The sequence below is a fragment of the Arcobacter pernae genome, assembly GCF_049472135.1.
GTDB lineage: Bacteria > Campylobacterota > Campylobacteria > Campylobacterales > Arcobacteraceae > Arcobacter_B.
Genome location: NZ_JBMOVV010000006.1, coordinates 104,665 through 117,310 on the forward strand (window position 1 = coordinate 104,665; position 12,646 = coordinate 117,310).

General features: G+C 28.1%; 10 protein-coding genes and 1 tRNA gene. 4 read left to right on the forward strand and 7 right to left on the reverse strand.

Translation table 11 applies throughout. The features are described from left to right. Position 1: 1 nt before the first annotated feature. Genes ACH5BF_RS08580 through ACH5BF_RS08590 form a run of 3 tightly spaced genes read right to left on the reverse strand, consistent with a single transcriptional unit; the run spans position 2 to position 3,667 of the window. Positions 2-943, reverse strand: coding sequence for an imelysin family protein (locus ACH5BF_RS08580; protein ID WP_423273797.1), 942 nt, complete (start codon positions 941-943; stop codon positions 2-4). Next, the gene (locus tag ACH5BF_RS08585; RefSeq protein WP_423273798.1) at positions 943-2,334 is read right to left on the reverse strand and encodes a di-heme oxidoredictase family protein; all 1,392 of its coding nucleotides are present in this window, start codon (positions 2,332-2,334) and stop codon (positions 943-945) included. The genes ACH5BF_RS08580 and ACH5BF_RS08585 overlap by 1 nt, the downstream gene beginning before the upstream one ends. Next, positions 2,312-3,667 carry an imelysin family protein gene (locus tag ACH5BF_RS08590; protein WP_423273799.1) on the reverse strand — a complete coding sequence of 452 codons (1,356 nt, stop codon included), beginning with the start codon at positions 3,665-3,667 and terminating at the stop codon, positions 2,312-2,314. Before ACH5BF_RS08590 ends, ACH5BF_RS08585 begins: the two co-directional genes overlap by 23 nt. A gap of 166 nt (positions 3,668-3,833) precedes the next feature. Here ACH5BF_RS08590 and ACH5BF_RS08595 point away from each other — a divergent pair, with 166 nt between their 5' ends. Then, positions 3,834-4,532 carry a rhodanese-like domain-containing protein gene (locus tag ACH5BF_RS08595; RefSeq protein ID WP_423273800.1) on the forward strand — a complete coding sequence of 233 codons (699 nt, stop codon included), beginning with the start codon at positions 3,834-3,836 and terminating at the stop codon, positions 4,530-4,532. Between the two features lie 23 nt (positions 4,533-4,555). Here the strand turns inward: ACH5BF_RS08595 and ACH5BF_RS08600 are convergent, their stop codons facing one another. Then, entirely contained in the window at positions 4,556-6,616 is a 2,061-nt protein-coding gene (locus ACH5BF_RS08600) for a hypothetical protein (RefSeq protein ID WP_423273801.1), read from the reverse strand. Positions 6,617-6,843: 227 nt separating this feature from the next. On the opposite strand from ACH5BF_RS08600, the gene ACH5BF_RS08605 reads away from it, so the two are divergent. The 3 genes from ACH5BF_RS08605 to ACH5BF_RS08615 all read left to right on the forward strand — a co-directional run bounded on the left by ACH5BF_RS08605 (position 6,844) and on the right by ACH5BF_RS08615 (position 9,714). Next, positions 6,844-7,158 (forward strand): F0F1 ATP synthase subunit C, encoded by a 315-nt coding sequence (locus ACH5BF_RS08605; protein WP_079579822.1) that lies wholly within the window; start codon positions 6,844-6,846, stop codon positions 7,156-7,158. 221 nt (positions 7,159-7,379) lie between these two features. Then, positions 7,380-9,506 (forward strand): methyl-accepting chemotaxis protein, encoded by a 2,127-nt coding sequence (locus ACH5BF_RS08610; RefSeq protein ID WP_423273802.1) that lies wholly within the window; start codon positions 7,380-7,382, stop codon positions 9,504-9,506. 123 nt (positions 9,507-9,629) lie between these two features. Continuing rightward, positions 9,630-9,714, forward strand: a tRNA-Leu gene (locus ACH5BF_RS08615). Between the two features lie 83 nt (positions 9,715-9,797). Here the strand turns inward: ACH5BF_RS08615 and ACH5BF_RS08620 are convergent. The 3 genes from ACH5BF_RS08620 to ACH5BF_RS08630 form a co-directional block, all read right to left on the reverse strand. Then, positions 9,798-10,907, reverse strand: a complete 1,110-nt coding sequence (locus ACH5BF_RS08620) for a tyrosine-type recombinase/integrase (RefSeq protein ID WP_423273803.1) — start codon at positions 10,905-10,907, stop codon at positions 9,798-9,800. Positions 10,908-10,981: 74 nt separating this feature from the next. Further along, positions 10,982-11,296 carry a DNA-binding protein gene (locus ACH5BF_RS08625; protein ID WP_423273804.1) on the reverse strand — a complete coding sequence of 105 codons (315 nt, stop codon included), beginning with the start codon at positions 11,294-11,296 and terminating at the stop codon, positions 10,982-10,984. After that, on the reverse strand, positions 11,280-12,644 hold the full coding sequence (locus tag ACH5BF_RS08630) for a hypothetical protein (protein WP_423273805.1): 1,365 nt from the start codon (positions 12,642-12,644) through the stop codon (positions 11,280-11,282). Before ACH5BF_RS08630 ends, ACH5BF_RS08625 begins: the two co-directional genes overlap by 17 nt. Positions 12,645-12,646: the final 2 nt, after the last annotated feature.

Genomic DNA, 12,646 nt, shown 5'->3' on the forward strand with positions numbered 1-12,646 from the left:
CTTAATCTCCATCTGCATCTAAGATTTTTGCTGTAACTGCTAAGTCTTCTACAAGTGATAAGTAATAGGCATTGTGAAGTTCTTTTGTTGCATCATATAGAGGTTTTGCTTTTGAAAAATCATCATTTTTATAGTTTTTTAATTTATTTAATGATTTATTTAAAGCCTCTTGTGCTTCTGTTATAGCTCTTTTTGCTCCAGAGTTTTTTGCCATTGTTGCAAAGTTTTCATAACTTTTATCGCCAATAACCTCATCATGTGCATTTAAAATCGCTTTTATTGCAACTAAAGAGTTTTTACTTAAAAAATATTCTGCTCTTTGATTTTTTGGGTCATTTTTGTATTTTGCTGCATATCCTGATGGCTCACCAATTCTCCACTCTCTAAGTTTATAAGAACTAGCAATCAATGAATTAATAACCATTGAGTTTTCCCACTTCTCACTTTTTCCTGTTCCACTTAAATACTCTTCATAAACCTCTTTTATATCACTTAAATTAGAGATAATAGAATCAATAATATTTACAGCTAAAAGCTTCTCTCTTGGAGTGATTGTTTCATCATTAAATAATACATACTCTAAAGCATTAATTGTTCTAAATGAGTTTTTAAATAAAGCAACTCTTGGTTTATCATTTGAGTTTATTGCTCTTTGCATTTGCTCATTTAAATCCTCTTTTAAATTATGATAAATATCAATATATCTTGGTGTATCAATATAGTTCTCATTTATATCACCTGCAAAATATAAAGCTTCTACTTTTTTCCAGTTTGAAACTAAACTTGAAAAATTCTCTTTATTTAAATTCTCTTTTAAACTCTTTGCAGAATCAATTGTTTTATTTACATTAGGAACTGAAACATTTTGTAAAATTGAGTGTAAACTAGTTTCCCCAAACATACTTGAAACTAACAGTGCTGTTCCTACTAATAGCTTTTTCATTATAACCTTTCTAAAAATTCTATTAATTTTTCTCTTTGTTCTTTTGAAGCATTCATATATTTTTGTTTTGATATTTTAGCTTCACCACCATGCCAAAGTATTGCTTCTTGAAAGTTTCTTGCTCTTCCATCATGCAATAATCTTGGCTTTTCCCCATTTATCTTTTCATGTAGTGCTAAACCCCATAAAGGTGCTGTTCTAAACTCTCTTTCATTGGCTTTAAATTCAACTCTACCATCACTTAAGCCTTCACCCATGTCATGTAAAAGCATATCCGTAAAAGGTGAAATTTTAAATCCATCTACTGTTTGAAGTTCTGTTTTATGACATTTTGCACAATCCATTGCTGTGAAAAGTTTTAAGCCCGAATTATACTTCTCATCAGCTTTATTTTTATAGGTTTTTAGATTTCTTATATAAAAATCTATTGCACCTAATCTCATATCTGTAATATCTTTCTCATGTAAGGCTTTTGGTGCTTCATTACAAAGCTTTTGGGAAGAAGTACAGTTTTCATTTGGGTTTAAAAAAGTTGTTAATCCCATATCATTATTTGCAGCACCTGCAATTTGCTCCATAATAGTTGCAGAACTTGCTTTCCAAGTGTATCTACCTATCTCTTCTTTTTTTGTAAGAGGAGAATAAACTCTATTTGCACGACCTGAGATACCATCACCATCTTTATCAAACTCATCTTCATTTGATAAAATCTCTTCATCTGACACTTTTTCTAGTAAACCTAAACCATTTAAAGAAGGTGCCATTCTATAAGTAACTGCTGTATTTTTAGCAAGTTCTCCATAGTTTTTGTCAATTAGTTCATATTTTGGTTTTAAGATAGTATCAACTTCTCCATCAGGAAAAGTAACTTTTAACTCTTCAAATTTTACATCAACTCTAGCTTCAAAAGGTACACCATGTATTCCATTAACTGATATTTGAGAACCATATGTTGGCTCTGGAACAAAACCTTGTTTTTCTAAATACTCTTTATGCTCTTTTGAACTATTTGATGGAATAGACAATCTTGCAACTAAAGACCGTGATGGTTTCATTTTATTGTTATATAAATTTCCTCTTCCATTTTTAGGATGACAAGAAACACATGTATTTGAGTTAAATAAAGGCCCTAAACCATCCCTTGCAGTTGTTGCACTTGGAGCTTCAACCCATGGTATTACAAAAAAACTTCTTCCTAAAATAAACTGGTCATACTGTTCATCACTTAAGCCTGATACTGGCTTTTGTAGTAGTGAACTATTTTTTTCAGATGAAAAATATTTGCCTTCAGTATTAACGGCAAAAAGCCCTGTAGCAAAAATGGCTACAAGGCTTTTAGATAAAAGGGCTTTTTGTAATAGTGATAAATTAAATTTTTGTCTCTTCTGCATCTGTAACATCGTCTGTTGTTAAACTAATTCCATTTGCTTTTGCAACATTTACCATTTCATCACCTAATTTTCTCATCTCATTTTTAAGTTTTACAATAACTTTTGCTTGAGGATTTCCTGGTTGAATTTGGTAATCAAAATGCTCTTTTGTTTTAGCCATTTCATCAACTAAGTTGATTTTTGCTTCGATTGATGCCATTCTTTTTAAGATTCTCTCTTTAGTTTGTGCATCAACTGCATCTAATAAAGATGGTCCATACTGTTTTCCATCATAAGTTGAAGTAAGAACATTTCTGAAACCTAAATAGTTCATTGCGATATCTCTGTGCGTATTATCAGAGAAACAAGAGTGTTCATCTTCTTCAGAAGGAGTTAAAACTGCAACTGCAATTCTTTCATTTGCTAATTCTGATTTAATAAATACACCCATTCCAGCAATGATTTGTTTTAAAGCTTCTTCTTTAGAAATATTTTTAGAAGCATTATCTCCACTTAATTTACCTTGTAATGCTGCTTGGTATAATCCAGTATTTCCATTTAACTCTTTTTCCCAAGCTGATTTAACAGTCTTTAAATCAGATACGATTTTGTCTGCTGCTGCTTGTAAATAAGCGATTCTTCTTTCAGCATTTCTATCATCTGTAAAATCAGATAAACTTCTTTGACCTGCTGTTAAAGCTCCATTTGTAACTGAATCTTTCATAAAGTTTGAATAATCTTGATCTTGTCCCCATAATAAGAACTCAATTGCATGGTAACCTGTAGATACATTTGCATCTCCACCATTTTCATTTAATGCAGTAAGAGCTTCTACTGTGATTTTTTGTACATCAACAGCTTGTGCATCTTCACCACCTGGATTAAATACACCTGCTGTGTCAATAATATTTCCAGATGTTTTCTTTCCGTTTGCATCAATTGTATAATCAATCATATTTTCATCTAAAGGCCAAGCATTTAATTGTCCTTCTAATGAACCATATGCATCTGCAACCCATCCTTCTTCTGCATCAATTGGACCATTTGCTAATCTGAAGATTTCTGTTTGCCCATAAGATTCTCTTGAAATTAACCAAGCTTTTTTTGCTTGCTCAAAAGTATATTTATTTGGTTTTGCTGCAAAAGCATCAATTCTGAATTTTAGTTTGATTGCATCTTCTAAAGCATCATCATAATTTGCTAGTGCGATATTTGAGTATGCACCTAAAATAGTATTTGCTTTTGTAAATTCTGTTGGAGTAGTATTTTGAACTGCTGAAGTAGTACAACCTGTTAAAGCTAATGCAGCTGCTACAGATAAAGATGCTGCAAAAATTTTAGTTTTCTTAAACATTATGTTCCTTTTTAATTTTAATATCAATTATCATTAATGTAATTAAATCGAAAAAAAACTTTCATTAAACTTAAAAGTGATAATAATTATCAAAACAATTTAAATTCAATTAAGATAGCCTTCAAGAGAATAAATCTATACTTGATTTAATAATAAAGGAGTTATTATGGGAAAACTATTTTTAGTAATCATTAGTTTAAGCCTTAGTTTATACGCAGTAAAACCTATGGCTTTACAGTTTAGTGGTTTTGAGGTAACTCATACATACTCAAACAATACAAAAGAGAAATATACAATTGAAAGAAATGTGGATGAAAGCTGTATAAATATTGGAGTAAGTCCTTTCTTTTTTGATGAATCTTATATTGAAGAAGAGATTGATGAAAAATGTAAAAAGGTTTTTATTACAACAACAGGAGTTATTCAAGATTTCCAATTAGATAAAGATATTAAAACTTTAGGTGAAAATGAAGTAATGCATTTTATATATGATAAATCTTCAAAAAATCCTGAAAAATATATCCTAGTTGATGCAAGAAATAAAGCATGGTTTGACTTTGCTACAATTCCTAGTGCTGTAAATATTTATTATGATGACTTAAAATATGACTTTGACTTTGAAAAAGATTTTTATAGAGCATATGAACTTCTTGGTGTTAAGGTTGAAGATGATGATAAGTTTGATTTCACAAATGCAAAAACTGCCCTATTCTTTTGTAATGGAGCTTGGTGTCCTTTATCTTCTAAAAGTATAAGACATCTAATTAGTATTGGTTATCCAAAAGAGAAACTACTTTGGTATAGAGGTGGGGTTCATGCTTGGAGTATGGTAGCACTTCCTTTAACTAAAAAATTAAAAGAGTAAGTTATCACTTACTCTTTTTTTATTTAAAATAGAGACTTGAAGTTATTTAGAAGCTCTTTTGCTCCTTCATCACCTAGTTTTTCTTTTAGTTTATTTCCTAATTTTTCATTTACTTTTTCTTCGATTTTATCTTTTAATAAACCTTTTGTATTTAGCTTAACTTTTGGACTTCTCATATCTCCACTTACATTAAAATCAAGATTTAGTTTTCTAATTTGAGCTTTTATATCTGCATTTACATAAGATTTGTTTAAATCAAGAATTGATTTTGTAACATCAATTTGCGTATTTTTACTTTTCATATTTATAATAGTTTTTAAAACCATGTCATTTATATCGCTATTAATATCAACAATATCATAAATCTCTCTTGTTAAATCAAACTTTGCAAACTGATTTATAAGACCAGAAAAATCATTTGGTAAAAAGTGCCCTTTAATAAGTTTTCCTTTTAATTTTCCTTTTTTAGATAATAAATTATAATCTAAAGCTAAATCAGAAGTTGAATCAAACACTTCAGGATAATACATCATATGAGTTAACTGTTTAACTTCAACATCTTTTACATTTGCATTGAAATCATTATTGTTTAGTTTAAAGTCTAAATTCCCGCCAAGAAGTTTTGAAGCACCAGTTACTAACAGTTTCTCTTTTTTAGACTCTAGGTTTCCAAGTAAAGTTAGATTTCCTCTCATCTTAGTTTGAGTTACATCATAAAGTTTTGATAAATTTGGAACATTTAAAGTATAGTCACTATTTAAAGAAGCCTCTTTTATATCAAAAACAGCACTTTTAATATCAAGTTTTGCCAAAGATGAATCAACTTGTGCATTTGTTGTTACTTTTGTTTTTGAAAGTGTTGTTTTAGCATCTGAACTAAAAGTTACTGTCTGTTTTAGTTTTTGATTAAACTGTTTATTTATTACTTTGTTTACAAGTTTAGCATTAGTGATTTTTGTAGTGATTAAACCATCAAGATTATTAATATCTGCATTTTTTATATCTGCGTTAAGATCTAAATTTCCTAAAGCGTAAGTCGGTTGATTTAAAAAGTAAAGTAATTTATCTATTTTGGCATTCTTTATATCTGCTTTTACAAATTCTACTTTTGCATTTGCCACTTTTGCTTTATAAGAAGTATCACTATTGAATAAATCTGTTTTACCATCTACATTAATAATAGAGTTTTCAACTACTACTGTACCATTTGTACTTAATTTACCATTTAACTTCATAGGAATTATTTGTTCTAATTTAGCTAAGTTTGCAATATCAACTTTATAGTTTGAAGTTACTTTGTTTTTATCTAATAAGATTATTGTTTCATCTGAAGATAGATTTACAAGAGAACTTATAAGTGTTGCTTTTGCAGCTACTTTATTAGGAGTTAAAATAGCATTTGTTCTTGACTTAAAAGTTATGTTTTCATTTAAAGTTAAATTAAAACTCTTATTTACAATGCTATTGTTAATCTCTCCATCTGTAATACTTGAAACAACATCACCATCTAAAGTACTTAATTTAGCATCTTTGATATTTGCATCAAGATTTAAAAGTCCATTTGCATATTTTGGTTGATTTACTAAATGTAAAAGCTCAGATATTTGTGCATTTTTAATAAGTACATTTATATTTGATGGCTCAAAATTTTTAAGCTCTAAATTATATGAAGTATCACTACTAGCAACTGTTGATGTTCCTTTTATTACAGCAAATTTTTCATCACCTTTAAATGTACCTTGAGTTTTTAAAGGTCCATTTAATCTCTGCTTTATTAAAGGCTCTAAAGTTGACAACTCTTTTACATCAATATCATATTTTAAATCCATAACTTTTGCAAAAATTTGTAAGTTACCTGAAACATTAATATATGAACTTTTAGCAATAGTGGCTTTAAAATCAATTGTATTAAAAGTTAGTTCTAAATTTTCAACCTTGAAATTTGCATCTTTATTTTGAGAGTTAACACTATTTTCAATATAAGAAGCTATTAAATCATTTCCAGGTTTTGTAAATAAAACACCAAAGACTGAACCTATCATGACTAGAAGTATAAGTGTCATCGCTAAAAAAAATCTTTTCATGGCTTATCCTTTTTTATGCTTATAATACAATTATAACAAAATATACAAATTATTTACTTGTATATAAAATTACAAATCTTAATTTTTTCTTTAAATTTACTTTTAATATATTTCACTTAATAATTATTTAATATACAAAAAGATATACTACCGCCAATCAAAGTGATAAGTAGGGATACGCAAGCCGAACGGACTTTGTAAAACAAAAATTTATTAAGGAATCTAGAATGAAAAAAATCGTTCTTTTAATGCTAGCTATTGCTGGTGCTGCATTCGCTGCTGATGGTGCAGTTGCAAACGAAACTTTAAAAGCTTACTCTGTAGTTGCTGCAGGTATCGGACTTGGTCTTGCTGCACTTGGTGGTGCTATCGGTATGGGTAACACTGCTGCTGCAACAATCGCTGGTACTGCTAGAAACCCAGGTTTAGGTGGAAAATTAATGACTACTATGTTCATTGCATTAGCGATGATCGAAGCTCAAGTTATTTATGCATTAGTTATTGCGATGATCGCATTATATGCTAACCCATTCTTAGGGTAATCAGTACTTACTACAGAACTGATAACTTAAAAGGTCAAGAGTTTTACTCTTGGCCTTTTTTTATGCCTAAAATAAATTTCAATCTTTTTAAATTATTATTTTAACTTATACTTATATATTTTCTATCTACTTAGATTATAAAAAGTTATATTCTATACAAACGTAACTCCAAAATGACACTTTTTACCGATATAATATAAAAAAGTCTGAAGGGGAAAGCTATGAAAACTACTAGTTTAAAGACAAAAATCCTAGTTGTGGTATCTTTATGTATTGTTATATCTTTTTTTATATTAGGTTTTTACAATACTACAAACAACTATAATAACCAATATTCAATCATAAAAAATAAAGAATTGAGTCTTGCAGAAGATAGTTCTAAATTTATTGATGCCTATATTCAATCAAAGATTGATATTATTGAAGCATTAACAAAAGAGCTTGAGAAAATAGAAGTAAAAGCAGACGATATAAATCTTCTAAAAAAACTTGAGTTATCAAAAAATGCAGGGAAATTTGTAGATGTTTATGTTGGATTTAATAGTGATGGTTCACTAGTTTTATCAAATGGAGATATTTTAAATGTTCCAAAAGATAACTATGATGCAAGAGGTAGGCCTTGGTATAAAGATGCAGTAAAAAACAAGAAATCTGGTGTATCAAAACCTTATGTTGATGTATCTACTAAAAAACTTGTAATATCTGTTTATACTCCTTTATATCAAAATGATAAATTAATAGGTGTTGTGGGTTCTGATATTTTTATAGATACAATTGTTGAAAGTATTTTAAATGTTTCTATAGATGGTGAAGGTTTTGCATATTTACTTGATAATGAAGGTAATGTGCTAATTCATAAAAATAAAGAACTTCTAAATAAAAAAAGTTATGTTTATTCAAAAATAGATTTATCTACAAATCTTAACTTTATTGAAACAACTAATAAAGATAGTATTGAAAAACTTATATCTTATAGTAGTATTTCAAAAACTGGTTGGATATTTGTAGTAGAACTAGATAAAGATACAATCTTTGAAGAGATTGAAAATAATACAGTAAAAGAAATCATACTATATATAATACTTTTAGCTGTAACACTTACACTTTTATACTTTGTACTAATAAAAATCTTAGCTCCAATAAAAGATGTTGAAGAAGGTTTACAGTTCTTCTTTAGATATCTTAAAGGACAAGAATCAAATATTCAAAAGCTAAATATCAATACAAATGACGAATTTGGAAATATGGCACAGATTATTGACTATGAGATGGAAGAAGTAGCTAAGAGTTTAGATACAGATAGAAAAGTAATTGAAAATGTAAAAAATGTAGTTTCTCAAGTAAATGAAGGAAAACTTGATATCAAAGTAGAAGCTTCTACAAATAATAAATCTTTAAATGAGTTAAAAGATATATTAAATGATATGATTGAAACTATAAAACACAATGTAAATAGTGATATTAACCCTATTATGGAGCAACTAAAAGAGTATTCTGCTCTTAACTTTAAAAACAGTATTCAAAATGCAAATGGAAATGTTGCAATTGGATTAAATGATTTATGTAATATAATCAATCAAATGCTTCAAGAGAATAAATACAATGGTCTTGAACTTGAAAAAAGTTCAAATGAATTACTTACAAATGTGGATATTCTAAATAAAGCTTCAAATGAAACAGCCGTATCCCTAGAAGAAACAGCAGCAGCTCTTGAAGAAATCACAAGTACAGTTGCAAATAATACAAATAGAATTTCACAAATGTCAGCACACTCAAAAGAGTTATCTGATTCAATCAAAAAAGGTCAAGATTTAGCTAACTCAACAGTGGTTTCAATGGATGAGATAAATGAACAAACACAAGCAATTGCAGAAGCTATTACTGTGATTGATCAAATTGCATTCCAAACAAATATTCTTTCATTAAATGCAGCAGTAGAAGCAGCAACAGCAGGTGAAGCAGGAAAAGGTTTCGCAGTTGTAGCACAAGAAGTAAGAAATCTTGCAGCAAGAAGTGCGGAAGCTGCAAAAGAGATAAAAGATATAGTTGAAAAAGCCACAGCTAAAACAAACAACGGTAAAACTATAGCTGATGAAATGATAAATGGTTATCAAAAACTAAATGAAAACATCTACAAAACAACAGAAGCTATTGGAGATATATCGGAGTCTTCAAGAGAACAAAAAACAAGTATTGAACAAATAAATGATGTAATCAATAGACTTGACCAACAAACACAAAACAACGCATCTGTTGCAACGCAAACACACAATATTGCAAAAAACACATCAATCTTAGCTCAAAAAATCCTAGAAGCTGTACACAAAAAAGAGTTTAGAGAGAAATAAAAAGTATAAGAGATAACTCTTATACTTTTACCTTAAAATATAGCCATATTAAACTACACCAATAAAAACTTGTTTTATTTAAGAATCTTTTATGTTATAAAAAAGTATCATTTCGTCCTTAATGCGACCGTGGTGGAATTGGTAGACACGCTATCTTGAGGGGGTAGTGCCAGTAGGTGTGCGGGTTCAAGTCCCGCCGGTCGCACCATAAATCTTATAATGCCTAATTGGTGGTAACTCAAGCTTACCTTATTTTTCATTGTGCCAAAATTGTTCCAAATGTGTTCCAATCTACATAAAACATTTTCCAAAGTTTTCATTCTTTACCGGTATATACTCAGAATATCTTTCCAAAGTAATTCTAACGTTCTGATGTCCGGCAATTTTACTAACATAGTTAATATCTTCTCCATTTGAAATTAAAGTTGATATAAATGTTCCTCTTGTTTGATGAAGATTTCTGTAAGGTACATTTGCTTTTTTAATTGCTTTATTCCAAATCTGTTCTCGTACCTTATTTGCACTATGGAAATGTTTGTTACTTCTTTGTGTTAAAAAGACATAAGAATTTAAATGCCCTGTTAATTTATATTGTTCTTCCAAATAAGGAATCAATGCTTTTATAATTGGAATAGTTCTATTACTATTTGTAGTTTTTAAAACCTCTTTTACTTTTCCATTAATGATTTGTTCTCTAACTGAAATAGTTTTTGCTTCTAAATCTACATATTCCCATTTTAAACCGATACATTCCCCTGCTCTCATTCCAGTATAAAAGAATGTTGCAAGTAAGTTTCTTTCACTACCTTCTACAGCTTCTAATAAAGCTTTTATTTCATCTTTTTTAAAAGGTGTAAGTTTGATTCTTTTTAGCTTCGTTACTTCTGTATTTTTAATATTTTTAGCTTTTGTTACAGGATTAAAAGAAACTATATTTTCATCTATTGCATCTTCGAAAAGTCTATATATTGTTGTTCTAATCTTTTTGATAGTTGCTTTAGAAAGCTTTTCTCTCTCTTGTAACTCATTTTGCCAAAATGTAATTTCATTTGGAGTAATAGAATCTAACTTTTTCTTTCCAAATACTGGTTTTATATGTTTTTCATAGTTTCTTTCATATCCATATTGAGACTCTTTACATCTATTACCTCTATGCAGTTTGAAAGATACTTTAACATACTCATCAACAGTAGGCACTTTTTTAACATCTAATTTTTTAAAGAACTCCCCATTATGAATACTTAAAATCAATTGGGGTATAATATTTGTTTCTGCAAGTTTTCTATTTATTTTAGTATCTTTTAGATTTAAAGACTTTTTTATAACTTTTTTATTTAGACTAAATCTAATCCAAAGAATAGAACCTCTTACAAAAATCTTTGGTGGTGTCATATCTATCATTATTCATATCCTTATATAAATAACCATAAAATCAACACTTTAGAAATTATGATTATATTATATAAAAAGCCTTATTAATTATTCAATATGTTATTTAGAATACTATTGACTTTTTCACTATCACTCTCAACAAAATTTTGGATTCCTATTATCCAATTATCTATTTCATATTTATCAAATAACAGTTTTCCACTTCTTTTATAGAAATGAAGATTTTCAAAAAACTCTATATTTTTTAATTTATGAATTCTATCTTCTGAATATCCAATATATAAAGAAAGCTCTTTTACAGTAAGCCATCTTTTTTCGCTTTTAACCTTTTGTTCAATTAGTATTAATCTATTTAATATTTCATCTATCTTTTCAAGATTTTCAAAATTTATATCCATGACTAACTCCTTTTAATGCTTCATCTGCTGATATATCTAACACTAGATTTCTCTTTGTAGCTTCTTTTAAAGCAACATAATAAATATGCTTATCTCTTGAAGATAAATGTTTCTTCTCTTTTGTTTTGTCTAGATAAACAAGTAAGTCATAATCTTGTAATTTAGATACGGTTTCAGTTCTAAGAGGTTTGATTAAATTTCCATCTTCTAATAATCTAAGGTTTTCAATTGAGCCATCTTGATTTATAATCTCTACTTCTGTATATCTTTTCTTTAACTCTTTTGTAGATGTAGTTTTATTTAAACTATCTTTTGCTTTTTTATAAAGCTCATTTATATAATCATCATCTAGATTTAAATTACTAATTAAAGCTTTTCTGATAAGAGCTATAAATTCAAATTCAAATTTATTATCATCATAAATTGATACTTTTCTTTTTAATCTCTCTAATGGTAAAGATGTTTGTAAGAAATCTTTTAAATTGTATTCTTGTTTAATCTCTTCCCATAATGGATGTGTATTAGCTTGATACTTATTGTTTTTAAGTCTTTCTTTTGAAACAGAATCTATATCTAATAATCTAATATCATCCATAGATATTTGAAATAAGTTTCTTGCATTAGTTAATAAATCATCTAATGTTTCTATTTGGTACTGTCTTAAATGTGTTCTGTGCATTTGAAACTCTATGTTAAATATAGACTTTTCAATATCAAAGTTATTATTTAAAAAGTACTCATTCATTAAATCATACTTCTTTGATTTCTTTAGCTCTAAAGACTTGTTATATAGCCTTAATTTAAATGGCTCTTTTCCTATATAAATAGTTTGTGTTGAGTTTGCATCTCCTATTTCATTTATAGTGGAATATTTTCTTTTACGAGTTGAAAACATATCTTTTTTTATAAAAGATAAATCATATTGAATAAAACAGTTTAAATCTGCTCTTGTAATAGGTATATAATCAGTTATATACTCTTTAACTAAATCTTTGAGTAATTCAATAAGAGAATTAATACCAATAGCATAAATACCATTTCCTTGAAGCTGTACTCTAATATCATTTAAACCTCTGTTCTCATACATACTTTTAAAACCAATTCTAAAGAATTCATTTAAATCTTTAAACCAGTAAAAACCTTCTTTTTTACCAAGAAAGTTTAATCTTGTATCTTTAATAGATACATACAAATCTTTATTTTCATAATCTATTTCTTTCTTTTGGAACTTACCTTTAATATCTTCTAATTGGTCTAATATTTCAAGATATAAATCATCATAGTTTTCATTAGTTTCAAAGAAGAAATAAAGAGTATCAATTCCAAAAAGTTTTTTAACTTTATTCACTT